The following is a 24,388-nucleotide window of genomic DNA, read 5'->3' as shown; positions in this document are numbered from 1 at the left end:
CGCCCCCGACAGCCGGGGGCGCTTCATTCTGTGCGGGCTATCTTGGCTGAAGCTGTGCCACTGGCAGGTGTGGGTATTCCGCTGAGCGTCCCTGGAACTCCAGGACGTCCGGATTGCGGATAACACCTTCACGGATCTCAATGGCACGGGAGACTGTCTCGTTGGCATCCCAGCTTTCCGGCCCGGCCACAACAGTGTCCAGGAAGGGAAGCAGGGCTTCGCTGATCTCCCAGCTGGCCGAGTTCCAAAGGTATGACGGACTGTGGTCCACGGCGTAGTAATTAACGTGCCCGCCCACGCGGAACATGGGCTCGTCGAAAGTGGTGGTCCGCGCCCAGCTGAAGCCCATGCCTTCGTCGCAGGACACGTCAACGATCAGGCTGTCCGGCTGGAATTCCGCCAGATCCTCCGTGCGGAGGTAGGTCAGCGGAGCGTTCGGGTCCTGCAGGGTGCAATTGACCACGATGTCCGCCGCGGCCAGGAACGGTGCCAAGGGCTTGCGCCCCTTGTCCGTGATGACTTCGCTGAGGAACGGCGCCTTGCTGTCATGGTCGAATTGCACGATCCGCACTGAATGGATCGGAGACCCGACGGCGGCGACGCCCCGGTTGGTGAGCACCTGGACGTCGTGGACGCCGTGGGCGTTCAGCGCAGTGACGGCACCACGCGCCGTGGCCCCGAAACCGATGACCACAGCGCTGAGGCGGCGGCCGTAATCGCCGGTGGAACCAGTCAATGCCAGTGCATGCAGCACAGAGCAGTAGCCGGCGAGCTCGTTGTTCTTGTGGAAGACGTGCAGGCCAAAGCCGCCGTCGCCCGCCCAGTGGTTCATGGCCTCAAAGGCGATGAGTGTGAGCTTCTTGTCGATGGCAAGCTGGGTGATAGCCCGGTCCTGTACACAGTGCGGCCAGCCCCACAACGTTTGACCATCACGGAGTTCGGCCAGATCCTGGGCCTGCGGCTTGGGGAGGAGGATGACGTCGTTGTTGGCAATCAACTCCTGGCGTGTACCGAGCCCGCCCACCAATGATTCCAGCTTGCTGTCCGGGACACCGAACCGCTCGCCGTAGCCGTACTCAAAGCGAAGTTGCCGGCGCACTTCCGGAGCAATGCGTTCCAAGTGCTGCGGGTGGATCGGCAGGCGTCGCTCGTTGGGTTTCAGCGAAGTAGCAAGGACACCAATGCTCAGCGGGCCGGTTGGTGCGGTCACTTCTTGTTGCCGGTAGAGGGCTTGGCGGCCTCGGTGGCGGAGGACTCGGAAGCCCGCTTATCCGCGCGTTTTTCCTTGATGGATTTGCTGGATTTCTTTGACGCAGTTTGGCGCGGTGATTTGTCGCCCATGATGGCTCCCTTAGAGCGGAGCCGAAATGGCTCCTGACTCCTGACGATACACCTCCCCGCATCGCTTTGTGGCCGGAGTCACGCGTGCTGGACCGCAGGCCTCTGGCTGCCTGGGCCGTCCGGCGTCGGACTATTGAGCCGGCTGAACCGCCGGGCGGCCATGCGTTACACGATGAGTGACGCGATCCGCGGTGTCGTCCACGGTCGCAACTTTCTCCACTGGCTCCAGGTAGAAGCGGGCACTGCTGATGATGCCCTCATCCACGCCGAAAATGATGACGCCGGTCATCTCATGCTGGGTGCCATCACGGCGGGCGCCCTTCAGGTGCAGCTCAGTCCACACGCTGGTCCCGCTCACGCTGTGCGCCAACATGCGGGCTGCGATGTCCGGTACGCCGGTGAACAGTTGCTCCCAATTGCTGCGGATAGTGTCCCGTCCCGTGAATCCCCGGGTGGGGTGGGCCGGTGTCTCGTTGACGTAGCCCGGCGCGAAACACTCAGCCAGGGCTTCAAGATCGTGCTTGTTCGTGGCTTCCAGCAGGCGGTTGATGACGGCGAGTGGACCCGCCTCACCATCGTCGGTGAGAGTCATTGGAGGACCTCCCGGATAGGTGGATGTACGTAAGAGTTTAGGCTTACGAGGCCTCCCGGTCGACGGGTAAGCGGCCCTCTTTGGTGAGTACCGTCGTCGAGCGCTTTTTGTTCTTGGACAGGGTTCAGTCCTCGGGCAAAGAGAAACCCCGGATCACTGGATCCGGGGCTTTCCTGGAGCGGGCGACGGGAATCGAACCCGCGTATCGAGCTTGGGAAGCTAGCGCTCTACCATTGAGCTACGCCCGCATTGCCCGGAAAAACTCCCCGAGCGAGTCCTAGCTTAGCGCAGTTGCAGGACTCCCCATGACCGGCGCACCGGACGCCTACTTGAACAGCTTCATGCCATTCCAGCCGTTGCCCACCTGGCGCTGACCGCCCCAGGTCCCGGTCCCCAGACGGTATTCGACGAGGTAGCCATCCACGGTTTGGGCAGTGATGCTGCGCGTGCCCGGACCGGATAAACCGAAGCTTGGAACCAGTGCTTTCATGGTTCCCCAGCCGGAACCCACTGTGGTGGGCAGGCCTGCGAAGCCACCCCCGCCGTTGCCGGGATAACTCAGCAAGTGCCCGGACGTTGTGGTGGCCAGGATGTCGTTGGCGCCGTCGGCATTCCAGTCGGCCATGGTCAGGCCCATGCCCGCCCAGCCACTTCCAATGTCCACCCGGTAGGTCAACGCCCTACCCGAGGTGTTGGGGTAGTACCGGAGCCCGCCATCGGGGAAGTAGCCCACGATGCCCGGATACCCCTGCGCCGCGGACCATTTGCCCACGGTGATAGTCATCTTGTCCCAGTCACCTGTTCCCACCACGATCTGCGTGGAGAAAGCACCGCCGGGCCAACCCTTGAACAAGCCCAAGGTGCCGTTGTCCCATTGCGCCAAAATGTCGTAGACGCCATCAGCGTCCCAGTCCACCACGAAGGCCTGCTTCAAGCCCTGCCAGTTGGAACCGATCACCGTGGGGATGCCATAGCCACCACCGCCGTGTGCAGGGTAGCGAAGCAGCCGCCCGGACGAGTCCGCAGCAACCAGGTCCGCGCCGGAGGTGATGCTGGCATACGCAGTGGGGTTGCCGGCGAAATACTGCTCCATGGTGGGGAAGCCGCGGCGTTTCATGTCGGTTGCGAGATCCACTCCGACGTAGCGCAGGTGCCACGGCTCATAGCTGTAGCCAGTGACGTTCGTGTAGCCGTTGGGGTAGCGGACAATGAAGCCGTACTTGTGGGCATTCGCTGCCACCCAGATCCCGGCTGGAGTGTCCCCGAAACAGGTGCTGAGGCCGCAGGAACCGTTGGCGTTCCCGACGTCGACGGCGAGCCCCGTCTGGTGCTCGCTGTGCCCCGGACGTGCGGAGATCAGGTCTGCCTGTGCCTGGCCGTAGATGCTGACGTAATAGGAGTAGACCTGCTGCTGCTGCGCGTAGGAACGGTAACCGCTCACCACTGCCAACCCGCCCGTGCCGGCATCAGCCGCACCTTGGAACAACCCATTGAGCCAGGCTGCAGCCTCGGCACGCAGGTACTGGCCGGAGCCGCGGGCGTTGACTAGGTCGCCGGGCGCGTAGCTCACAGGATTCAAGGGCCGGGACTTGTTAACCAGGACAGAGTAGTTCGCGGGGTCGCCCACAGGATCGACGCTCGGCAGTGGATTCGCAGTGGCCGGTACTGCACTTTGAACGACGACGGCGGCGCGTGCGTTGCTCTGTGCCTTAACGGCCGCAGTGGCTGGCACCGCGGTGGTCGGCGCAGCCGTGGCAGGAGCCGCAGTTACCGCGCCGCCAGCCACGGCCAGACTGAACAAAGCAGCGCAAGCCGCCAGCCGTCGTCGTGCGTTCCTCATGGAACCTGAGTAGTTTCGACCTCGCATTACGCCCCCAATTTGCTTGTAGCCAGCCGCAGGCACTCTACCCGGCCCACGGACTCCTGTCAGCAGTACCCCGGGAAAATCGGGAGATAACCATTCGGTCAAGGCTCGGCAGTCATGTGTTGCTGGCGGCCGCCGCTGACTATTCTGAAGGTGTTAGCTGCAGCGTATGGGGAACCGGGCTACGACACTCGACCGTACGCCGAAAGAGGTTTTCCATGGCATTCGCTGCCAATGAAGTGGTGATCAGCAAGGACGCCATGACTGTTTACGGATTCCTCATGGACGGGATGAACAATTCCCTGTGGCGTTCGGGTGTGCGTAGTATCGCGCTTCGCTCCGGCATTCGCGGCCAAAAAGGTGCCCTCTATCAACAGACGGTTTCCGGCCCCGGCGGCCGCCCCGTAGCCGCCGACTTCAGGATCACCGAAGCCCGCCCGGGAGCCGAAGTCCGTTACGCCGTGGTGGCCGGACCCGCGCGGCCTACCGGAGGTTTCTACCTCAGCACCGAAGGCAACACCACCCGCCTCCGGTTCGCCCTTGAGTACCACCCCAAGGGCCTGCGGAAGCTTATGAATGGCATATTCCAGAAGGCGCTGGAGGGCGAAGTGGCGCAATTGGAACAACTCAAGGTTGCCATCGAGTCCCACTCGGACGCTTAGCCGCGGCTGTTGACGCGCGACGCCGGATTGGCGCACGACGCCGACACGCAGGTTGGGGTGGCATGCTCTCCTATTGGGCGAACTTCAGCCCGCCCCAGCCGACGCCGATGGTCACCGGCGTGGTAAGCCGTCCTGTGTTGAGATCCCAATATTCAACGACTCCGTTGCGGTCCAGTCCGGCAACACCCGTCGAATCGGGACCCGTTACCCCGCGAAGCGCCCTCAAGCCCGTGTAGTCGGTCCATTCCGCGCCCACTACCGGACGGGATTCCTGCTTGGGTGTGCCCAGCCCGCTCCCGCGGTACAGCCTGAGGGTTCCATTGGCCTCAGTGGTGAGGAGGTCCTGGAAGCCGTCGGCGTTGTAGTCCACCATGCTTAGCCTGATCGCTGGGAATCCCGTGCCGATTGCCGCTTGGGCACGGATGTAGGCAAGGCCGGCGTTCTTATAGAGGTACAGGTTGCCGCCCGAATCCATGGCAACGATCTGGGGAAGCCGGTTGTTGGCGCACCAAGTGCCCACGGTGATGTTCAGGGTCCCCCAGCCCTGGCCAAGGGCAAGGGGATCCTTGAACCCACCTGTCTGAAGGCCGGGGTACACCAGCAGGGCGCCGTCGAGTCTTTGGGAGATCAGATCAAACACGCCGTCGCGGTCCCAGTCCGTGATGAAGAGGTCTTTGAGCCCTGTGAAGCCGACGCCGATTCTCTTGCCGCCGCCGTACCTGCCGCCACCCCACGATGGGTAGGCAACCACCGAGCCGTCGCCGCCGATCGACACGAGGTCGGCTGCGCTGCTGATGGAGGCCGCGCTCAAGTTAAGGGTGGGCGGTTGGTGCTTGCTGCCCGGTTCGCAGACACCCACAGGGTCGGTTGGTGGCGGGACTGTACCGCCCGGGCTTGTGGTGGTCCCTGCCGGCAAAGATGTGTAGCCAAAGAAATTCACTACGCCCCAGAGCGTGTAGCGGTTGGGGGTGGTCTGCCAGTTGCCGTCCGTGTAGGTGATGCCGATGCCCATGACGTTGAACCGGGGATCACGCAGAAGGGCGTCGTGACCGGGAGAACCCTTCCACCACTCCACAAGCTGCGCTGCGTCACGGTCCCAGCGGACAGCGATGACTTCACCCGCCCCGTTGTTGGGGTTGAGAGCCCGGGGATCAGTCCAGAAGTTGGCGCGGTGCTGGATCACCTCACGCGTCGCGATGTTGTTGGACCAGTCCTGAGCCAGGCTGGCCACCGTGGCGTGGTACTTCACAGGAGCCAGGCCGAGCGATGCACGGTAGCTGTTGATCGCGTTGAACACCGTCAGGATCGCAGCTGTGTTGCTGTCCGGGAGGAGCGCCAGCGCGCCGTTCTCCGGATCCACGGTGCTGCTCGGGCTCTTGCCCGGGAAGGGGGTGAGTGTAGGGGTTGGTGTGGCTTCGGGCGTCGCCGTCGGGGCTGGTGAGGCGGTTTCGAGCGTTGGAGTGGGGGACGGACTTCCTATTGGTGCAGGCGTTTCGGTTGATGGCGATGTTTCGCTGGGGGAAGTTGGTTGAGTTGGTGCAGGCGTTTCGGTTGTAGACGCAGACGGTCCAGGCCCGGCGGCCTGGGCGGATGGTGTTGGTGCGGCTGGAACAGGACCGACAGTCTCTTGTGGAGACGGCTCCGCTACGGGTGGCTCGGTGGCGCCGGGGTCCGAGGGGTTGTCAGGCCCCCAGGAGGGCCCGATGTTGGGCACGGGGGGTGGCGTCTCAAACACCGGATCTATAGCGACGGGCCCGCCGTCCGTGTCGGTTCCCGCGCCGACGCTTGGTGTCGACTCCGGCGTTCCGGGGTCCGGCGCGGGCACTGTGGTGGGGTCCGAGGCGTTGCCGGCCGCCGGGAGGGGCGCTGAAGGTGCGGGGTCCGCCGTCGTGGTTTCCTTTGGTGCCGTCATCCCTGAAGGGACAACGGCGGAAGGTGTGGCGGTGGGCCCGGGGACCGTCTGCGTTGACGGGAGAATCTGGCTGGAGGCGGCCACCCCCAGAGCCAATACGCCAGCCAGCACGATAGCGGCAGGCGCAGCCAGTTTTCTCACAATTACCCCGCGAATGCTCGTTGCCCCCAAGTACGGGCGCGGTTCTACATGTCCGGGAACTATAGTCCCATGGGGCGGCGCGGACAATGCATGGGGTATTTGATGCATGGGGTATTTTTGATGCTGTGCTGATCTCTGACCGCGATATTCGTGCCGAAATAGACTCCCAACGGATTGTTCTTGAACCGTACGACCCCGCCATGGTTCAGCCATCTTCCGTTGACGTGCGGATTGACCGGTTTTTCCGGCTCTTCGACAACCATAAATATGCCCACATCGACCCTGCCGAGGAACAGCCCGAACTGACCCGGCTGGTTGAAGTGGAAGGCGACGAGCCATTCATCCTGCACCCCGGAGAGTTCGTACTCGGCTCAACCTACGAAACCGTCAGCCTGGCCGACGATATCGCTGCCCGTCTCGAAGGGAAGTCATCCCTTGGGCGCCTCGGGCTGCTGACGCACTCCACGGCCGGATTCATTGACCCCGGTTTCTCAGGTCACGTGACATTGGAGCTCTCCAACGTGGCAACTCTGCCCATCAAGCTGTGGCCCGGCATGAAAATTGGACAGCTGTGCTTCTTCCGACTGACGTCCTCGGCCGAGCACCCCTACGGTTCCGGCGAATACGGCAACCGTTACCAGGGCCAGCGAGGACCCACCGCGAGCCGCAGCCACCAGAACTTCCACCGGACGTCCATCTAGCCTCGTTTGGTGCCTTTGCCGAGGGGGTAGCTCTCGGCACTTTGGAGACTCGCTACGCTGGTGCGCGCTCCTGTGTCCGCGGGGGAGCTCCCGGCGACTTCCGAATGGCCTTGACCACTGGTTCCACGAAGCGGGCAGCCAGAGGGCCAAGGATGGCCATGATGAGTACATACGCGGTGGCGAGTGCCGCAAGTTCGTCCGGAACTGCCCCGGACGCAACAGCCAGACCAGCGATGACAATGGAGAATTCACCGCGCGCAATCAGGGCAGCGCCAGCGCGGAAACGGCCCGGGACGGCGATGCCGGCCCGCTTGGCAGCCCAGAATCCTGTGAGCATCTTGGTAGCTGCGGTGATGACGGCCAGCACCAGGGCCCAACCAAGGACGGGCGGAATGGACGTCGGATCGGTGTTGAGCCCGAAGGCGACGAAGAAGATCGCTGCGAAGAGATCCCGCAACGGTTCGAGGATTCTGGTGGCGTTGTGGGCGGTGGCACCGGAGATTGCGATGCCCAGCATGAAGGCACCCACTGCGGCGGACACCTGCAGCGCCGATGCGATGCCGGCCACCAGGAGGGCGAGACCGAGGACGTTCAGTAGGAAGACCTCGGAGTTTTCACTGTGCACTGCTTGCGAGACCCGGTGCCCGTGCTTGAGGGCGATGACCAGCACCACGGTGACTACTGCAAGGGCAATTCCTACAGTCTGCAGTCCGCCCAGGAACCCCACGCCGGCCAGGATCGCCGTGAGGATCGGGAGGTAGATGGCCATTGCGAGGTCCTCAAAAACGAGGATTGACAGCACCACGGGAGTTTCGCGGTTACCGATCCGGCCGAGGTCAGTGATCACCTTGGCGGCGATTCCGGATGACGAGATATAGGTAACGCCACCCATGACGATGGCCCCCACAAGTCCCCAACCCAAAAGCACGGCGAGTCCCGCGCCCGGAAGGAAGTTGAGGACAAAATCAAGAACGCCGGCCTGCCACGATCGCCGAAGGCCAGTGACGAGCTCCGACGCCGTATATTCCAATCCGAGCATAAGCAGCAGGAGGATAACGCCGATTTCACCGGAAAGATGGGCGAACTCGTGCATTCCGTCCAACTTGACGAACCCGCCGGCTCCGAAGGCCAAGCCTCCCACCAAGTAGAGCGGGATGGGGGACATGCCTATTCGGCCCGCTAATCGAGCAAGGAGACCGAGGCAGAAGACGACGGCCCCCAGTTCAACGAGGGCTAGTGCGAGCGGATCCATTCCGGTCAGCCGTTGCGGAGGATGTCGGCTGCCGAGTCAAGACCTTCCTGCGTGCCGACCGCTACGAGCAAATCACCGGTGTGAAGTACGACGTCGGGTGCCGGCGAGGGGACAACCTCACCTTCGCGCATGATCGCCACGATGGAAACACCGCTCCGGGTGCGGATCTGCGCCTTGCCCATGGGCTGGTTGACGAAGGGTGAATCCGGGGTGATGGAGAACTGGCGGGTGACGATGCCCGGTATCTCGCGATGTTCTTCTGCCAAGCGCATGGCAATGTGCTGGCCGCCCAAGAGGTTCCCCAGTGTCGATGCTTCGTCTGCTGTCAACGGGATGGAGGCTTGGCACGTGTCGGGGTCGTCCCAGGTGGACACGAACAGCTCGGTCTCACCCTCGCGAAGTTCCACCACCCCGATGCGACGGCCCGATGCCGTGACGAAATCCTTGCGGATCCCGAGGCCCGGGAGTTCAGTCTCATCCACGTTCATAGCTACACCCTAACTCTGTTGTATGGGTCTGGTACGGCGATAATGCTCAGCCAGTCCTATGTAGTTAACGCTCAGGGACCACGGCTATTTCCACCTTGGCCGGTGGCTTCACTGGGAGGATCACCAACAGGCCGGCCAGAAGGACCACCATGATTCCCAGGATGCCCCAGCGCTGGGCTTCACCTTCTGCCACAAGCGGCGAGGCGATGGCGATACACAGCGTGAAGAGCGTCGGTGCGAGGAAGCTGACGGCCCGCCCAGTGGTCGCGTAGAGCCCGAAAAGCTCCCCGGATTCTCCGTGGGGGGCAAGCCTTGCAAGATATGCGCGTGAGGACGATTGTGCCGGTCCCACGAACAAGCAGAGCAGCAGGCCGAAGACCCAGAACGTAGTGGCACCTGGCCAGTCATTGCCAAAGAAAACGTAGTCGCCGTTACCCAGGACCAGAATGGCCGTGCCTGCGACGAGGAGTCCAATCAGCGAGAGGATAATGACTGCCTTCGGTCCGATCCTGTCGTCAAGGAAGCCTCCAATGATTGCACCGACGGCCGCTACGACGTTGCCGAAGATGGCGAAGAAGATAACGTCCTTGAGCTCGAAGCCGAACGTCCCCGCGGCGATGACGCCGCCGAAAGTAAATACTGCCGCCAAGCCGTCACGGAAGATGGCACTGGAAAGCAGGAAGTAGATGGTGTGGGGGCTGGTCCGATAGATGGCCCCAATGCGGCGGAACAACAACTTGTAGGACGCAATGAAACCCAGCGACGCGGTGCTCTTCTTCACGGAAACTTCAGGAACAGCGAACATCACGGGAAGGGCAAAGATGAAGAACCACAGTGCCGAGAAGATGGCAACGAGCCGGATGTTCAAGGAGTCCTGCGTTGAAGCGCCAAACCACTCGAAGGAGGGCTGCACGAATAGCTGAAGAACCAGGAGGAGCGCAACGATGCCGCCCAGGTAACCCATGGCCCACCCGAAGCCGCTGACCCTGCCGATGTTCCGGGGCGTAGATATCTGCGCCAGCATGGCGTTGTAGTTCACGCCGGCAAACTCAAAGAAAATGTTGCCGAGTGCTATCAGGCATACCCCTAGCAGCAGGAACTCCGGTTGGGGGAACACGAAGAAACAGAGCGCTGTCAGGACAGCTGTTGCGGCGGTGTTGACACCGAGCCACATCTTGCGGCGTCCCCCGGCGTCGGAACGCTGCCCGGTGACGGGAGCCAGCAAGGCAATGGCGAGGCCGGCAACGGCGAGGGCAGCACCGAGCGCGGCCGATGCCGCATCTTCTCCGCCGAACGCATTGGACGTGAGGTAAACGGTGAAGACGAAGGTGGTCATCACCGCTTGGAAGGCAGCTGAGCCCCAGTCCCAGGATGCCCAAGCAAGGATCTGTCCTTTCTTGGAAGCGACGGGTCCTGAGGCAAGCTCGGACGTCGAGTGGGAGGCTTCGGGAACTGCGGCCGCGTTCATAGCTTGAATGCTATAGCGACAGTGGAGAACGGCGGGTAGATGACAGACCGCTATGTGGAGAACGCGGCTTTAAGCCATGCGCGCAGTCGGCTTCCCATGCCAAAACTGTCGGTTCGCCTTGATAAACTAGCTAAACCGAACCCAACGTATGACCGCCTGCTCCAACTTTTGACAATATGTTCCTGACTTTGCGGAGATAACAGTGATCACAGTTCTCGCCATCACCTTTGTAGCGGCAACTGTGGCGCCTTTGATCTTCAGCAAACTCGGCAGGAATGCCTTCTATGCTCTTGCAGCGGTCCCCGCAGGTGCCTTCCTTTGGCTGCTTTTGCAGTACGGCCCTGTATATTCCGGTGGTGGCATAGAAGAAGTCATCCCATGGATTCCCAGCCTGAAGCTTGAGCTCGCCTTCCGTATGGATCCCTTGGCTTGGGTGATGTCCTTACTGATCCTCGGAGTGGGATCCCTGGTTTTGGTTTATTGCGCCAGGTACTTCAAGAACAAGGACGCCGGCCTGGGCGGATTCGGCGCTCAACTGCTCGCTTTTGCCGGGGCCATGTTCGGTTTGGTGACCTCCGACGACCTGCTGATGCTCTTCATCTTCTGGGAGCTCACCACCATCCTTTCCTATCTGCTGATCGGCTACGCCCGCACACGTCTGGCGGCGCGGCGTTCTGCACTGCAGGCACTCATGGTCACAACCGCGGGTGGCCTCGCCATGCTCGTCGGCCTCATCATCTTGGGTCAGGCCGCAGGAACCTATCGCATTTCGTCGATACTGGACCAAGCCGGGCCGCTCATGGCCGGACCGATGCAGGGAGCGGTGGCCACCGCCGTCGTACTTATCCTGGCTGGCGCCGTAACCAAATCGGCGCTTGTCCCATTCCATTTCTGGCTTCCAGGTGCCATGGCAGCGCCCACCCCCGTGAGCGCGTATCTTCACGCTGCCGCGATGGTCAAAGCCGGCATCTACATCGTGGCTCGCCTTGCTCCCGGGTTTTCGGGGTCGGAGTTTTGGCTTCCCGTGGTTCTGGGGCTGGGCTTGGCCACCATGCTCGTGGGTGGTTACCGGGCCCTACGCCAGACAGACATCAAACTGATCCTTGCCTACGGCACGGTCAGCCAGCTCGGCTTCCTCACCATGGTGGTGGGATTAGGACGTCCCGACGCTGCCCTGGCCGGACTCGGACTGCTGCTGGCGCATGGCTTGTTCAAGGCCGCGCTGTTCCTGGTAGTGGGCATCATCGATCACCAGTCCGGGACACGCGATATCCGCAAGCTTTCCGGCGTTTTCCGTTCGTCGCGGGCGCTGGGTGTTGTGGCCGGTATCGCAGCGGCGTCCATGGCCGGTGTGCCACCCTTGGCAGGTTTCGTAGCCAAAGAGTCAGTGTTTGAAGCCTTCGTCCACTACGGCACCGGTGATGGCGCTCCAGCGTGGGGCATCTTGATCCTGGTGGGCCTGGTCATCGGATCGATCCTGACGTTCGCGTACAGCGCCCGGTTCATGTGGGGAGCCTTTGCCGTCAAGCCCGGCGTGGAACCTACCCCGTTCAAGCCCATCAAACCGGCATTCCTGGCAGCACCGGCCATCCTTAGTTTGCTCACTATCGTCTATGGATTATGGCCAACGCCCGTGGACACCTGGATCCAGCCTTACGCAGCGCTGTTCGCTGACGGTCCGGACGCGGTCGACGCCGGACACTTGGCTTTGTGGCATAGCGTCACCCCCGCGTTGGGCCTGACCGCGCTGACGTTCGCGGCCGGCGCCGCGATGTTCTACTGGCGCAACCTCGTTGCCCGTGCCCAAAGCCTGGTCCCGGACTGGGTGGACGGCGACAGGGCTTACCAGAACACCATCGGCGCGCTGGACGACATCGCGGTTTGGGTGACAGGCCGCACGCAGCGTGGTTCGCTGTACTTCTACCTCGCGGTGATCCTCACCGTGGCATTCGCGGTTCCGATGACGGCGCTGATCGTGGCGAACAAGCCACTGCCGGACGGCATGTACTTCATCGACCCGAACTCGCCACTGCAAGTAGTGGCAGGCATCGGCATCGTGGTGGGTGCCCTGGCTGCCGTCCGGGCCAACAAGCGTTTCCTCGCCGTGCTCATGGTGTCCGTCACGGGTTACGGCATTGCCCTCATGTTCGCACTCCAAGGCGCACCGGACCTCGCACTGACCCAAATGCTGGTGGAAACCATTGTGCTGGTTGCTTTCGTGCTGGCCATGCGCAGCCTGCCCGCTGAATTGAGGGACAGGACCGGGGGACGGCTCAGGGTAATCCGTGTGATCATTGGTGCGGCCTTTGGCATCACCATGATTTTCGTGGCGATTTACGCCATGGGCGCGCGCGTTGCCACCCCCATCTCACTGGACTTCCCGCGGTTGGCGTATGAAGGCGGCGGGGGACTGAACGTAGTCAACGTGACCCTGGTGGATATTCGCGCCTGGGACACGTTCGGTGAGATCTCGGTCCTCGCGATTGCTGCCACCGGTGTAGCCAGCCTGATCTTCGTCCGCAGCCGCGGCGACCGGATCAAGACTTCGGAGGCCGTGCCGGAAGGCAGCGTCGGGCGACGCACCGGCGTCGACCGTGACTCCCGCGACGGCGCCACCTTGGCCGTGGCGAAGAAGTTCACCGACGTGAGCCGCGATGCGTGGCTGGTTGCCGGCCGTACCCTGGCCCCCGAACGGCGCTCGATCATCTTCGAAGTAGTGACCAGACTGATCTTCCACTCCATGATCGTGTTCTCCATTTATCTTCTCCTCGCCGGGCACAACCTGCCGGGCGGCGGCTTTGCCGGCGGCCTCACCGCCGGGCTCGCACTGACAATCCGCTACCTGGCCGGTGGGCGGTTCGAGTTGAGCGAGGCAGCCACCGTCAGCGCGGGGACCCTTTTGGGGACAGGACTTGCGACGGCGGCCGCTTCCGGTGTGGTGCCGCTCTTCCTGGGAGGACAGGTGTTCCAGAGCGCCATTATCGAGTTCTGGCTACCGGTCTTCGGTGACGTCAAGTTCGTCACTTCCACCATTTTCGACATTGGCGTTTACGTCGTGGTGGTGGGGTTGGCGCTCGATGTCCTTCGGAGCCTCGGTGCCGAGATCGACGAACACTTTGAAGGCAAGGGGGCCCCGCTGGCTGAGGAAGATGCCGCCGGGCATGCCGACCTCGCCGAGGAAGCCGCCGAATCCGCTGCATCCGGGAAGGGCAACGCATGAGCATCAACCTGACCCTGCTGATCGTCATGGGCGTCCTGTACGCCTGCGGGATCTATTTGATCCTGGAACGCAGCCTGACGCGCGTGCTGTTGGGTTTGATGCTGCTGGCAAATGCCACCAACATCCTGATCCTGAGCACGGGAGGGTACGCAGGCCTTGCCCCCTTGTTCGATAAGGAAACGAACCCGGAAACGTACAACGATCCTTTGCCCCAGGCCCTGATCCTGACGTCGATCGTCATTTCGTTCGCTGTCACCGCCTTTATGCTCGGCATCATTTACCGCACATGGGTCCTGGCCCGCCAGGATGAAATCCAGGATGACCTCGAAGACGTCCGCGTGGCCAAGACTCCGAGCTTCGATGCGGAGGACGACGCCATCGTCCCGCTGGAAACGTCCGAATTCGCCATCACCCCGGCCAGCCCTGCAAATAAGGACAGGCCCGACGCGACCGAAACCCCCAACACGGCTTCGAACCAGGAAGGAGGCAGCGCGTGAATCTCGCAAACCTGTCGCCGCTAGCTGTCCTCCTACCGATCCTTGGCGCTGCCCTGGCATTCCTGCTGATCCGGCACCACAGCGCACAGCGGGTAGTGAGCATTGGCATCCTGAGCGCGACCCTCCTTCTCGAATGCCTGCTCCTGGTCTCCGTGTGGGACGGCGGCACAACGTCCGTCACGCTGGGCGGATGGCTGCCGCCGTGGGGCGTGGTCCTCGTGGTGGACCAGTTCTCTTCGCTGATGCTGGTGGTTTCCACTGTGGTCAGTCTGGCGGTGCTCATCTACGCGACCGGCCAAGGCATGGCCGACGGCGACCAGGAAGCACCGGTCTCGATCTTCCACCCCACCTACCTGATCCTGGTGGCGGGCGTGTCCAATGCGTTCCTGACCGGTGACCTCTTCAACCTCTACGTCGGTTTCGAAATCCTCCTGACGGCCAGCTACGTCCTCATGACACTGGGCGGAACCGGACCGCGCATCCGGGCGGGCGTCACCTACGTTGTGGTTTCCGTGGTGTCGTCCGTGCTGTTCCTCATCGCTATCGCCATGATCTACGGTGCCACCGGAACCATCACCATGGCGGACCTTGCCATCAAACTTGCCGAACTGGATCAGGGCACGCAGAACCTTCTGCACGTGATGCTGTTGGTGGCGTTCGGCATCAAGGCAGCAGTCTTCCCTTTGTCGTTCTGGCTTCCAGACTCTTATCCGACGGCGCCCGCTCCAGTCACCGCCGTGTTCGCCGGGTTGTTGACCAAAGTGGGCGTATACGCCATGGTCCGCACGGAAACACTGCTGTTCCCCGGCGATACCCTCAACGTCCCGCTGATGGTGGTGGCGCTACTCACCATGATTGTCGGAATTCTGGGCGCCTTGGCCCAGAGTGACATCAAACGTCTTCTGTCCTTCACGCTTGTTAGTCACATCGGCTATATGGTGTTTGGCCTCGCCATGAGTTCCGTGGCCGGATTGGGTGCTGCGGTTTTCTACGTTGCGCACCACATCACCGTGCAGACCAGCCTGTTCCTGGTCACAGGTCTCATAGAGCGGCGTGGCGGCAGCTCGTCCATTGACCGTTTGGGTGGCCTTGCGAAGCTTTCGCCATTGCTTGCGTTGCTGTTCTTTGTTCCGGCCATGAACCTTGCGGGCATTCCGCCGTTCTCCGGCTTCCTCGGAAAGCTGGGGCTGCTGCAGGCCGGCGTGGAGTTGGGGACACCCTTGGCAATCGTGCTGGTGGTGGGTGGCGTTGTCACCAGCCTCCTGACGTTGCTGGCCATCGCCCGTGTCTGGAACAGGGCGTTTTGGCGCAAACCCGAGGACGCAGAGTACCCGGACCCTGTGCTGATGACCTCCGGCAATGTGGGCGTCCTGCCCCGCACCATGGTTGGCTCCACGGCGGGTCTGGTGGTGTTCGGAGTGGCGCTCACTGTATTCGCGGGGCCGCTCTTCAAAGTTGCTGACGGTTCCGCCGGGATCATGCTGGACCGCTCAGCTTACATCCACTCGGTCCTGGGCGATTCCGTTGAGGTGCCGCCGTTGGCACAAACAGACGAACCGCGTACGGGCGAAGCACCGTCAGCTGAGACACAGTCGGGTGATGCCAAGTGAGCCGCAAACCCATTTCCTTCCGCACGGAGTTGCCGCTCCTCGTCTGGTTGGTCATCGTGTGGGGCGCGCTGTGGCGGGACTTCAGCCCGGGCAACCTGTTGTTCGGTGCCCTGATCGCCGTGCTGGTGGCCAAACTGTTCTACCTCCCGCCCGTGGAGCTCAGTGGCAGGTTCAACATTCTGCGCGCTATTCCCTTCGCCCTGATGTTCCTCGGCAAAGTGGTGGCAGCGAGCTTCCTGGTTCTGTACCTGGCTGTAGCCAAAGGACCCACGGTGCGTAGCGCCGTCGTCGCCGTTCCGTTGCGGAGCCACTCAGACCTGATGGTGACAGCCACCGGGCACGTGATCTCGTTGATCCCGGGTTCACTGGTGGTGGAAGTGGACCGCTCAACGTCCACGCTGTACTTGCACGCGCTCAACATTTATGAGGAAGCGGACATCGACAAGATCCGCGAGGAAACCCAAGTCATTGAGGCGAGATTGATCCGCATCATGGGCACGCGCGAAGAAGTCGCATCCCTCAATGCAGAACAGCGCCCGGGAATGGAAGGGGCAACGCTATGAAGGAATTCGTTCTCGTGGCAACGGCTGTGATCCTTAGCCTCGCCGCGGCAGGGGCAATTGTCCGGATCGCTATCGGTCCGTCCTTGCTGGATAGGGTTCTGGCATCGGATGTCTTGCTGGCGATCCTGGGTGCCGCCCTGGCAATCGACATGGCAATGAACAAGCACCTGAACAACTTGATGCTGCTGGTGGCCCTCGCGGTGATCGGGTTCATTGGCTCGGTGACCGTGGCCCGGTTCGTAGCCGAACGGAGGGAGCAGAGCAATGAATCCTGATGCCACCGGCTTGGATTTTGTGATCGACGCCGTCACTGCACTGTTCCTGGTGGTGGGCGCACTGATGTCCCTCGGCGCTGCTATTGGCTTGTTGAGATTTCCGGACCTCATGAGCCGCATGCACGCGGCCACCAAGCCGCAGGTTTTGGGTCTATTCCTCATGCTGGCTGCGATCGGCCTCCAGATGCGGACCTGGTGGGTATGGCCAGTCCTTCTGGTGGCGTGGATTTTCCAGCTCCTGACGGCCCCGGTTTCCGCTCACATGGTGGGCCGCTCCGCCTACCGCACCAAGCACGGGCATCGCGAAATGCTCACCAAGGATGAACTTGAAGCGGTTGTGCAGCGGGCGGCCGCGGGGCAAGAGCCCGGGAGCCAGCGCTAGCAGCAGCGGAAACAACGAACGCCGGGACTACCCTCATGGGTGATCCCGGCGTTGTGTTGTGGTGAGGTTGCCTAGACGATGTCGTGGGTCTTGGCGAAGCGTGCAATGGCGCGCTGCGTGCCCCTGCTCGCCAGGACCTGGATGAGTGTGCTGACGAAGGCTGAAATCAGCGCGAAAGTCAGGGCGGAGCGAAGACTCGATTCCATGTCGTCGTTGCCCAAGGGTGGCTTGTTGCCCGTGGCCTTTTCCCACCCTTTGTTGACAAGTTTGGTACCTACGAAGCCTGCTCCGAGACTTACTCCGGCGCCGATCAGCTTGAAAAAGAGGTTCATGCTCCCAGCCTAACCGGCTCCAGCTCGTTCCAAGCGCTAGCGGCGGTTTTCCCGCTCCTTGAGGAACGCAGCCATGGAGCCGACAGGGGCCAGAACCGGGACAACATCGTGTTCGGCCGACCAAAGAGCATCCACGGTAGCGAACCCGGCGATTTCTTTGAGCAGGTAGTACGTGGGCGGCATCAGCTTCAGGGTGCCCGCGGCCTCCGCCGCAAGAATGTCCGCTACCGGCATCCACAGTGATTGCCAGGCTTCCGTGGTCTGGTGCCGCGGTTCGGCCCCCGGGGAGGGCTTGGCAACATAAAAGTAAGTGTCGAATCGCTTGGGCATGTCTGTCGGTGTGATCCAGTTGGCCCACGGGCGGAGGTCAGAGGCGTCGATGCTGAGCCCGGCTTCCTCCTTGACTTCACGGATTGCGGCGGAAAGCACCGTTCCGGCGTTCTTCGTGGCTTCGCCCGCGCCACTGCAGATGGAGCTCTGCTGCCAGTCCGCCGCGTGGCGTTGAAGCAGGTCCGAGGGGTAGTCCCAGCCGGACTCGTCCGCGGCATCCACCCGTCCACCGGGGAAGACCACCATGCCGGCGGCGAAGTCCATGGTGCTCACCCTGTGCTGGACAAAGGCTTCGAGTCCGCCCGGGGAGTCACGGAGGAGGATGATGCTCGCGGCCAGGCGCGGCTGGGGCACTTCTGGGGGAAGGGGGAAGTCTTGCTGGGGAAGGTCGGTCATGAAGGTGCCCCTTTGCCGCGGTGGATTCTGCTGGTTCATTCTCTCAGGTCTCGTTGTGGGGCCTGGTGCGCAGGGAATGGTGTGGGGTTAGCGTGCAGAGCAGGCCTCGCAACGCACCCCCGTCTTGTTGTGGGGCCTGGTGTGCAGGGAATGGTGTGGGGGAAGGGTGCAGAGTGGGCCTCGCAACGCACCCCCGGAAGCCCTCGCAACGCACCCCCGGGGAGCCCTGCAACGCACCACCACTGCCGATTGTGACCGCCTGCCGGCAACAGACCAACACCCGCCACAGACTCAGGTGTAAACTGAACCAGCCCATCAGGGCAGATTTAATAACGACAGGGGAGCGCCGCCGTCGGACTCTGCAGAGATGCAGGAGACGCGAGGGCGCTGAGAGTGCGGACAGCCGCAGACCCTCGAACCTGATCCGGTTAGTACCGGCGCAAGGGAGTCGAGCTTCTCAGAGTGTCCGGATCCGGGCGGCGCAGGCCAGCCGGATTCCGGGGAGCACTTTCCCCTCCTGTAACCTCAGGAGGCAGAAAATGACCACGGTAAACGTGAAGAAGACCAGTTATAACTGGCGTGTTGTAGACATCGTTGTGGCGGCCTTGATCGCCATCGCGGGCGGCGTGATCTTCTGGGCATGGTCCCAAGGCGCCGCACTAGTATCCATCCCCATGAACGCGACGTATCCGCCTCTCACCGGCCTGATTGCCGGCGGCTGGATGATCCCCGCGGTTCTGGGCATGCTCATTATCCGCAAGCCGGGTGCAGCCCTGTTCTGCGAAACTGTTGCCGCCACCGGTGAACTCATCATGGGTTCGCAGTACGGCACCACCGTGCTCATCTCCGGCGTTCTGCAGGGCCTGGGCGCGGAACTCATCTTTGCCGCCTTCCGGTACAAGAAGTTCAACCTGCCCACTGCCCTCCTCGCCGGTGCGGGCGCGGGCCTCTTCTGCGGCCTGAACGACTCCTTCCTCCCGTGGGGTTGGAACATCGCCTATGAAGCCGTCGACAAGCTGGCCTACATCACCTTCACCACAATTTCCGGCGCAATCATCGCGGGCGCACTCTCCTGGGTGGCGACACGCGGCCTGGCCAAGACCGGCGTGCTGAGTTCCTTCGCCTCGCGCAAGGCCGCTTCGGAGCCCGTCTTCAGCTGATGTCGGCCACGCAAAGCGGCACGGTGAGGCCTGCCGCCATCTCAGCCGAGGGCTGGGGTTGGCGGCATGCCGGCCGTGCCCAAGCTGCCATTCAGGGCCTCGACCTTCGGATCGAACCCGGGGAGCGCGTACTGCTGCTCGGACCTTCGGGTGCCGGCAAATCCACGCTCCTTCATGCCCTCGCCGGGGTGCTGGGGGATGAGGAAGATGACTCGGATGAGACCGGCTCCCTGCTGATCGACGGCGTGGCGCCCCGCGAGCAGCGTGGACGCGCGGGACTGATGCAGCAGGACCCCGAGACGCAGGTGGTTTTGTCGAGGGTTGGCGACGACGTTGCCTTCGGTGCAGAGAACCTTGCCGTGCCGCGGGACGAGATTTGGTCCCGTGTCCATGAAGCGCTCGACGACGTCGGGTTGCGTACCGCTGCCGGCGGAGGTCTGGCGTTGGATCACCCGACGGCGGCGCTCTCAGGCGGTCAGAAGCAGCGCCTTGCGCTTGCGGGCATTTTGGCGATGCGGCCCGGGCTGATCCTGTTGGACGAACCAACGGCCAACCTGGATCCTGCAGGGGTGCTGGAGGTTCGTGATGCTGTTGGGCGATGCCTGGACAAGACCGGCGCCACGCTGGTTGTGGTGGAACACCGCGTGTCCGTGTGGAAAGACCTGGTGGACAGGATTGTGGTCTTGCAGCCAGGGTCGGTCGCAGGGTCCAGCACGGCCGCAGGGACCGGGAATGCTGCCGGCGGCGTCCTCTTGGACGGCCCTCCCGACCAGGTCCTTTCCGAGGCCCGCACCCTGCTGATGTCGGCTGGCGTCTGGGTGCCGGGGTACGTTCCGGAAACCCGCACCCGCCATAAAGAACCAGACGCCGCGCAGCTTCTCCTCGCAGCCCAGGACCTTGCTGTTTCCCGACTAAAGCCACGGCGCAAAGGTTTCAAAACCATCCCGCCTGTTCCGGTGCAAACGGACATCAGTGCGCAGGTCCGGGCAGGCCAAGCCCTGACAATTACGGGTCCCAATGGTGCCGGAAAGTCCACGTTCGCGCTCACGTTGGCAGGCCTTTTGGCGCCCGTGGACGGCAAAGTGAGTGCCGCCGTCGAACTTTCCGAGGGTGCGGGCATTGATCCGTTCAAGTGGAAAGCAGACCAGCTGATTTCCCGCATCGGGACGGTGTTCCAGGAGCCGGAACATCAGTTCGTCACGGGCAAGGTCCTGGATGAGTTGATGTTTGGTCCGAAGCATCTGGGCCACGGCGAGGAGCGCGTGGACGAGTTGCTGGAACGGTTGCGGCTCACCCATCTCGTCGACGCCAATCCGTATACGTTATCCGGCGGGGAAAAGCGCCGGCTCTCGGTGGCCACGGTGCTGGCCGCGCACCCCAAAGTCCTTGTTCTGGACGAGCCAACGTTTGGCCAGGACGCGAATACCTGGGCCGAGCTGGCGTCGTTCCTTTCCGAGTTGCTGGACGCCGGAACCGCGGTGGTCTCCGTAACCCACGATCAGGAATTCAGTGCTGTACTCGGCGGAACCGAACTACGGCTCGGTCCGATACCGCAAGGCAGAGCAACGCATCAGGAAGCGGGTGCAGCGTGAGGGATGCGCTGAACATCCGCGGCAACCACGCCCTGCTGACTCGCGCCAACCCTTTGGCGAAGTTCGTGTCGGTCTTCCTGATTTCCCTGGTGCTGGCCTTGTCCATCGACTGGGTCTCTGCGTCGACGGCGCTCCTTGCGGAACTGGCTCTCTTCCCGCTTGCCGGCCTCACCATCAGGCTTTTGTGGCTGCGGGCCTGGCCCCTGATCATTGCGGCAGCGATCGGCGGCTGGAGCACTGCAATAGTGGCGGCGGACAGCGGCGCTGTACTGCTCGACGTCGGACTCTGGTCCATCAGCGAAGGTTCCTTGGAGCTGGGGCTCGGTTTCATGCTGCGCGGTTTGGCGATCGCGTTGCCGGCGATCCTGCTGATGACCTGCACCGACCCCACCGACCTGGCCGATGCGCTGGCGCAGAAGGCCAAGCTGCCGCACCGCTTTGTCCTCGGATCGTTAGCTGCGATGAGGCTTGTAGGGCTCATGGCGGAGGAATGGCAAACCATAGGAATGGCCCGCCGTGCCCGCGGAGTCGGTTCCCAAGGCAGCCCCTTACAGCGGTTGAAGGCCACGCTCGGCCAGAGTTTCGGTCTGTTGGTTCAGGCGGTTCGGCGGGCATCCCGACTGGCAGTGACCATGGAAGCGCGCGGCTTCGGCGGCGGGCCACGGACGTGGGCACGCGAATCCACGTACTCACTGCTGGACGCGTGGGTGGTCCTTGGCGGGTTGGTCATCGCAGCCGGTGCAGTGCTGGCGGCTGTGGGTGCGGGAACCTGGAGTTTCGTCTGGCGCTAGCGGGCCCGCTGCTCCTGGATCTCATCAAAGCCCGCCCGTGTCAGGAACCCTAGCTGGGCCTCCTTCTCCGCCAACTGAATGATGGGTCCCAGCTCGAAGCACGTCGCTTCCAGACGACGAAGGGCCTTGGCATTGCGGGAGTCCGGCTCCACCACAATCCGGTCCTTGCCCGGCAGGGAGAACATGTACTTGATCAACGACGTGCCCAGCCGCGGGGTGAAATGCGGAATGGGCCGAGTAGCCGGGGCCAGCAGCAGGTGCATGCCGATGTCTTCCTCGCGGGCGGGGTAGGCCTCGCCGACGGGATCGTGCAGCGGCTCGTACGTCTGGAAGAGGGCCAAAGGCTCCCCGTCCAGGATGGCCAGGAACGCGTGGTGGGTTTCCAGGGAGTCAAGGAACTCGTAGATCCCCAGGACTTCTTCGCGGGAGTTCTCCGTCATTCCCCAGAACTTTGCCCGGGGCTGGGTCACCCATTCGAAGATGAGGTCGATGTCCTCGATGGGAACCAACGGAACAATGCGGAGCACACCCCAGCCTTCCAGGTCTTCGGAGTAGACGGTGGTGCGGACGGAAAAGTCCTGGGTGGTGGTGGTCATGGTTTCCTTCTGGCTGTGGGGCGGGCTGTGGGTGGGACTGATGCGGGAACAGGAATGAGTCAGGGCGTGTCGTTGGTCAGAAGCGACCAATCAGTGACCACCGGGGCGAGTTCCCCGGCTGTCCAGAGCGGGAGCTGGTCGGCGAAGTGCATGTGACCGGGCACGCCGGAGGCGCCGAATGGCACGATCCAGCGGCTGTTCTGCCGATCGGCCAGGTCCCACACGTAGCGGGCCACGGGCCCGCGGAAGCTACGGTCATCGACGCCGGGGAGGCTCTCGGTGCACAGTACACACCCGGTATCCCCACTGAGGTCGGCAGTGGGTGCCGACGTTGCGAGCGGGCCAGGGAGGACATGCACCGGCAGGAGCTTGTGCCGGTCGCCCCAGGCAGCACCATTCAGCATGGATTCCTCCAACGCGGCGTCTTCGAGCGCCGCGGCAGCTTCCACTCCGACGCTGATGCCAAGCTCGGAGCCACGGACCAGCAGGGTCTCAAGGGCAAAACCGACGCGCGACGCCACTGACAACCACGGCCCGAACAATGGTGAGTAGCCTGTGGGCTCATTCAAGGGCGCAAGCGCGGAATGCCGCGCCAGGCGCTGGACCAGCGCACCACGCCACGCAGCGAAAACGGCGGCGCGATGGCTGCCGGCTTCCATGAGGCCATCCCAGTCCAACAGGAGGACCCGCAAATCCTTCGCCTCCTTGGAGAGATCCTGGACGTCCAGGCCGGAGAGCATCGAACGGAACAACGGCCACGGACCCAGTAGCGTGTCCGTGTGGATGGCCTGCATATTGTCTACGGACAAAGGCCCGGGAGCCAGTTCCAGCAATTCCCGGATGCGCCGGGCACGATGTGCAGGTGCAAACTCCATGGCCACTTGGTCACCGCCTCCTGCCGCGCGGTCATTCGCGCTCACGGCAAACTGCTGGACCTCGGTGCGAGGCAGGATCACGTACTGGCCCTCCCACTCATGACGGGCGGAGAAGGCCGGAGCGGGCAGGCGCCGGTTGGCCGGATTGCGCTGCGGGACCAGCCCGGCAACGAAGTGCCTCACAGACCCGTGAACGTCGGCGGCCACCACACTGTTAACGGGCTCAACCCAGGCATCGAAGGCAGCCTCCACCTCGGAGACGCTTTGGCTCCGTAGCAACGGCAGGAGGGCCTCGAACCCCAGCCGCCCCTGAACCCTGGCCGGGAAGCGCAAACTGAGGGCGCCGCCGTCGGGCGTTTCCGAGATGACCGGACCCCGATCGGTCTCGATAATCTCAACGGACACAGCCTCACCGTCGCGGACGCGGATGGTTTCGGAACTCACGACGGCGGGTTCCCAGCCTTCCGCTCCGCGCGCCTCGATGCGCTCACCCGTGAAGTCGCTGACCCGGCGCAACTCCTCGATGAAAAGGTCCTGGTAGTCGGCCATGGCGTTGGTGATGGCCCAAGCGGTGCTGCCCGTATGGGCAAAATGGGGGAGGCCGGGAACACCCGGGAACGCGAATCCGATCGCATCGAACTCCGGGCAGGCGAGCCGTATTTGCTGGTAGACGCCGGGCAGCTCCACGAGGCGGTGGGGGTCGCCGGCAATCAAGGGAAGCGCAGTGGCCGTCGTCGATCCATGCGCTGCCCAAGCGTTGCTGCCTGACCAAACCGGTGCTTCGATGCTGAACAAGCTCACGGCGTCGTCGCCGAGTGTCCGCGCGACGTGGGCCCGGAACAGCTTGTTGGGGAAGGTGGAAAACAGGATGTGGTGCACCAGGAACACGCCGAGCGGGGTCCACGGATTCCACGGCTCGGGGATGCTGCCGGATTCTTCGAACTCGGGCCCTCCGCGTCGGCCGTCTGACAGGGCCTGGTTGATGCCCGCCACGTATTGTCCGCACCAGCGCTGAGTGGCGGCGTCGAGGTTCTCAAAGCAGCGACGCGCGGTGTCATCCAGCCGGGCTTGCCGGGCGAACCGGTCCCAGACCACCACGTCTGCACCCAATACCTCAGCTGCGCGGCCCTCCGAGCGCCACCGTTCCAGCTCGATCTGCCACGAGCGGTCCGTGGCCGCATTCATACCCTGGAGAAAGGCGAGTTCATCGGTGGAATCCGCCCACAAGTGCGGGATTCCCCACTCATCGCGGTACGTTCCGGGGCCGCCTGCCGGGGCGGGTTGGTGCGTGGGGGCAGGCGTCATAATCTCTGGCCACTTTCGAGCTTAGGTTAGGCTTACTTTAGCT

The 24,388-nt window shown here is 63.0% G+C and carries 23 protein-coding genes, 1 tRNA gene and 1 riboswitch; of the genes, 11 read left to right on the top strand and 13 right to left on the bottom strand.

All coding sequences use genetic code 11. From position 1 onward, the window contains the following. Window positions 1-37: 37 nt before the first annotated feature. The 5 genes from ACNAOT_RS20530 to ACNAOT_RS20510 form a co-directional block, all read right to left on the bottom strand. Entirely contained in the window at window positions 38-1,210 is a 1,173-nt protein-coding gene (locus tag ACNAOT_RS20530; protein ID WP_091469814.1) for a N(5)-(carboxyethyl)ornithine synthase, read from the bottom strand. Next, on the bottom strand, window positions 1,207-1,341 hold the full coding sequence (locus ACNAOT_RS20525) for a hypothetical protein (protein ID WP_011776304.1): 135 nt from the start codon (window positions 1,339-1,341) through the stop codon (window positions 1,207-1,209). The genes ACNAOT_RS20530 and ACNAOT_RS20525 overlap by 4 nt, the downstream gene beginning before the upstream one ends. 130 nt (window positions 1,342-1,471) lie before the next feature. Continuing rightward, window positions 1,472-1,933, bottom strand: coding sequence for a nuclear transport factor 2 family protein (locus ACNAOT_RS20520; RefSeq protein WP_420179187.1), 462 nt, complete (start codon window positions 1,931-1,933; stop codon window positions 1,472-1,474). Window positions 1,934-2,107: 174 nt separating this feature from the next. Further along, window positions 2,108-2,181: transfer RNA gene (locus tag ACNAOT_RS20515), tRNA-Gly, on the bottom strand. A gap of 77 nt (window positions 2,182-2,258) precedes the next feature. Next, window positions 2,259-3,773 (bottom strand): M15 family metallopeptidase, encoded by a 1,515-nt coding sequence (locus tag ACNAOT_RS20510; protein WP_420179186.1) that lies wholly within the window; start codon window positions 3,771-3,773, stop codon window positions 2,259-2,261. A 242-nt stretch (window positions 3,774-4,015) separates the two neighbouring features. On the opposite strand from ACNAOT_RS20510, the gene ACNAOT_RS20505 reads away from it, so the two are divergent. Continuing rightward, the gene (locus ACNAOT_RS20505; RefSeq protein WP_091469821.1) at window positions 4,016-4,459 is read left to right on the top strand and encodes a hypothetical protein; all 444 of its coding nucleotides are present in this window, start codon (window positions 4,016-4,018) and stop codon (window positions 4,457-4,459) included. A gap of 70 nt (window positions 4,460-4,529) precedes the next feature. Here the strand turns inward: ACNAOT_RS20505 and ACNAOT_RS20500 are convergent, their stop codons facing one another. After that, window positions 4,530-6,512: a CAP domain-containing protein gene (locus ACNAOT_RS20500; protein ID WP_420179185.1), complete on the bottom strand. Its 1,983-nt coding sequence runs from the start codon at window positions 6,510-6,512 to the stop codon at window positions 4,530-4,532. Between the two features lie 125 nt (window positions 6,513-6,637). Between ACNAOT_RS20500 and dcd the strand changes: the two genes are divergently transcribed. Then, entirely contained in the window at window positions 6,638-7,213 is a 576-nt protein-coding gene (gene dcd, locus ACNAOT_RS20495; protein WP_011776299.1) for a dCTP deaminase, read from the top strand. 52 nt (window positions 7,214-7,265) lie between these two features. Here the strand turns inward: dcd and ACNAOT_RS20490 are convergent, their stop codons facing one another. The 3 genes from ACNAOT_RS20490 to ACNAOT_RS20480 all read right to left on the bottom strand — a co-directional run bounded on the left by ACNAOT_RS20490 (window position 7,266) and on the right by ACNAOT_RS20480 (window position 10,421). After that, entirely contained in the window at window positions 7,266-8,465 is a 1,200-nt protein-coding gene (locus tag ACNAOT_RS20490; RefSeq protein ID WP_091469826.1) for a cation:proton antiporter, read from the bottom strand. A gap of 5 nt (window positions 8,466-8,470) precedes the next feature. After that, window positions 8,471-8,953, bottom strand: coding sequence for a cation:proton antiporter regulatory subunit (locus ACNAOT_RS20485; protein ID WP_017199499.1), 483 nt, complete (start codon window positions 8,951-8,953; stop codon window positions 8,471-8,473). A 64-nt stretch (window positions 8,954-9,017) separates the two neighbouring features. Next, entirely contained in the window at window positions 9,018-10,421 is a 1,404-nt protein-coding gene (locus tag ACNAOT_RS20480) for an MFS transporter (protein WP_179017770.1), read from the bottom strand. A 202-nt stretch (window positions 10,422-10,623) separates the two neighbouring features. Here ACNAOT_RS20480 and ACNAOT_RS20475 point away from each other — a divergent pair, with 202 nt between their 5' ends. Genes ACNAOT_RS20475 through mnhG form a run of 6 tightly spaced genes read left to right on the top strand, consistent with a single transcriptional unit; the run spans window position 10,624 to window position 16,968 of the window. Next, window positions 10,624-13,641, top strand: a complete 3,018-nt coding sequence (locus ACNAOT_RS20475; protein ID WP_420179184.1) for a Na+/H+ antiporter subunit A — start codon at window positions 10,624-10,626, stop codon at window positions 13,639-13,641. Continuing rightward, window positions 13,638-14,138: a Na(+)/H(+) antiporter subunit C gene (locus tag ACNAOT_RS20470; RefSeq protein ID WP_091469832.1), complete on the top strand. Its 501-nt coding sequence runs from the start codon at window positions 13,638-13,640 to the stop codon at window positions 14,136-14,138. Before ACNAOT_RS20475 ends, ACNAOT_RS20470 begins: the two co-directional genes overlap by 4 nt. After that, the gene (locus ACNAOT_RS20465; RefSeq protein ID WP_420179183.1) at window positions 14,135-15,748 is read left to right on the top strand and encodes a Na+/H+ antiporter subunit D; all 1,614 of its coding nucleotides are present in this window, start codon (window positions 14,135-14,137) and stop codon (window positions 15,746-15,748) included. Before ACNAOT_RS20470 ends, ACNAOT_RS20465 begins: the two co-directional genes overlap by 4 nt. Beyond that, window positions 15,745-16,311: a Na+/H+ antiporter subunit E gene (locus ACNAOT_RS20460; RefSeq protein WP_420179182.1), complete on the top strand. Its 567-nt coding sequence runs from the start codon at window positions 15,745-15,747 to the stop codon at window positions 16,309-16,311. Before ACNAOT_RS20465 ends, ACNAOT_RS20460 begins: the two co-directional genes overlap by 4 nt. After that, window positions 16,308-16,586: a monovalent cation/H+ antiporter complex subunit F gene (locus ACNAOT_RS20455; protein WP_017199493.1), complete on the top strand. Its 279-nt coding sequence runs from the start codon at window positions 16,308-16,310 to the stop codon at window positions 16,584-16,586. Before ACNAOT_RS20460 ends, ACNAOT_RS20455 begins: the two co-directional genes overlap by 4 nt. Next, window positions 16,576-16,968: a monovalent cation/H(+) antiporter subunit G gene (gene mnhG, locus ACNAOT_RS20450; protein ID WP_091469839.1), complete on the top strand. Its 393-nt coding sequence runs from the start codon at window positions 16,576-16,578 to the stop codon at window positions 16,966-16,968. Before ACNAOT_RS20455 ends, mnhG begins: the two co-directional genes overlap by 11 nt. A 71-nt stretch (window positions 16,969-17,039) precedes the next feature. Here the strand turns inward: mnhG and ACNAOT_RS20445 are convergent, their stop codons facing one another. Together ACNAOT_RS20445 and ACNAOT_RS20440 are read right to left on the bottom strand one after the other, a co-directional pair. Further along, window positions 17,040-17,300, bottom strand: coding sequence for a DUF4235 domain-containing protein (locus ACNAOT_RS20445; protein WP_017199491.1), 261 nt, complete (start codon window positions 17,298-17,300; stop codon window positions 17,040-17,042). A gap of 36 nt (window positions 17,301-17,336) precedes the next feature. Further along, complete coding sequence (locus ACNAOT_RS20440; RefSeq protein WP_420179181.1) at window positions 17,337-18,026, bottom strand: NUDIX hydrolase; 690 nt, start codon at window positions 18,024-18,026, stop codon at window positions 17,337-17,339. Between the two features lie 327 nt (window positions 18,027-18,353). Next, a riboswitch (TPP riboswitch) is annotated at window positions 18,354-18,490 on the top strand. A 75-nt stretch (window positions 18,491-18,565) separates the two neighbouring features. Between ACNAOT_RS20440 and ACNAOT_RS20435 the strand changes: the two genes are divergently transcribed. The 3 genes from ACNAOT_RS20435 to ACNAOT_RS20425 are packed head-to-tail and all read left to right on the top strand — an operon-like array spanning window position 18,566 to window position 21,569. Then, window positions 18,566-19,186, top strand: coding sequence for an ECF transporter S component (locus ACNAOT_RS20435; RefSeq protein WP_017199489.1), 621 nt, complete (start codon window positions 18,566-18,568; stop codon window positions 19,184-19,186). Then, entirely contained in the window at window positions 19,186-20,778 is a 1,593-nt protein-coding gene (locus ACNAOT_RS20430) for an ABC transporter ATP-binding protein (RefSeq protein WP_420179180.1), read from the top strand. The genes ACNAOT_RS20435 and ACNAOT_RS20430 overlap by 1 nt, the downstream gene beginning before the upstream one ends. Continuing rightward, complete coding sequence (locus ACNAOT_RS20425; RefSeq protein WP_420179179.1) at window positions 20,775-21,569, top strand: energy-coupling factor transporter transmembrane component T family protein; 795 nt, start codon at window positions 20,775-20,777, stop codon at window positions 21,567-21,569. Before ACNAOT_RS20430 ends, ACNAOT_RS20425 begins: the two co-directional genes overlap by 4 nt. Here the strand turns inward: ACNAOT_RS20425 and ACNAOT_RS20420 are convergent. Both ACNAOT_RS20420 and ACNAOT_RS20415 read right to left on the bottom strand, forming a co-directional pair. Next, window positions 21,566-22,165 (bottom strand): GNAT family N-acetyltransferase, encoded by a 600-nt coding sequence (locus ACNAOT_RS20420; RefSeq protein ID WP_420179178.1) that lies wholly within the window; start codon window positions 22,163-22,165, stop codon window positions 21,566-21,568. The two genes, ACNAOT_RS20425 and ACNAOT_RS20420, sit on opposite strands and share 4 nt — an antisense overlap. Window positions 22,166-22,224: 59 nt before the next feature. Continuing rightward, window positions 22,225-24,345 (bottom strand): penicillin acylase family protein, encoded by a 2,121-nt coding sequence (locus ACNAOT_RS20415; RefSeq protein WP_420179177.1) that lies wholly within the window; start codon window positions 24,343-24,345, stop codon window positions 22,225-22,227. Between the last annotated feature and the right edge of the window lie 43 nt (window positions 24,346-24,388).

This window comes from Paenarthrobacter sp. TA1.8 (genome assembly GCF_048595705.1).
GTDB lineage: Bacteria > Actinomycetota > Actinomycetes > Actinomycetales > Micrococcaceae > Arthrobacter > Arthrobacter nitroguajacolicus.
The sequence above is the reverse complement of the archived record's forward strand: the minus strand, read 5'-3'. Positions and strand labels throughout refer to the sequence as shown.